General features: G+C 34.0%; 1 pseudogene. It reads right to left on the bottom strand.

Going from position 1 to position 412, the window contains the following annotated elements:
* Window positions 1–126: 126 nt before the first annotated feature.
* Window positions 127–412: pseudogene (locus BBG47_RS30525) on the bottom strand (hypothetical protein); the annotation flags it as partial.

The following is a 412-nucleotide window of genomic DNA, read 5'->3' as shown; positions in this document are numbered from 1 at the left end:
TCGAGATGAGCATATCGAATTGTTAAGAAAGACATGGCAAGTTGCCTACGCAAGAACATCTCCGAGGTTGACTCCCGAATCTTATGAAATGGGAACATGCTTGAAGGTGTTTTTATTTGTCTCACGTTACTTATTTTTTATTTGCACTAAAACTCTTGATATTGCCATCCATAAATTGATAAACATCAAAGTTCCGAAAATATCAGCTACAAATACATTATATCCTGTAAATTGGTTTTCAAAGTGAAATAATGGCGTGATATAAATGGCTATGAATAAAGAGAAAATCATTGAAAGCAAAAAAAGTTTTTTCTTGGTCATCATATAAATGCAATAGAGGAACGTATAATAAGCCCAAAATTGTGCAGCATACCATGCATGAGAGAGTCGAATGCCTGCTTTTGTATGTAGA

It is taken from the genome of Paenibacillus sp. KS1 (genome assembly GCF_001680695.1).
Lineage (GTDB): Bacteria > Bacillota > Bacilli > Paenibacillales > Paenibacillaceae > Paenibacillus_B > Paenibacillus_B suaedae.
This window is presented reverse-complemented; position numbering and strand designations above follow the sequence as displayed.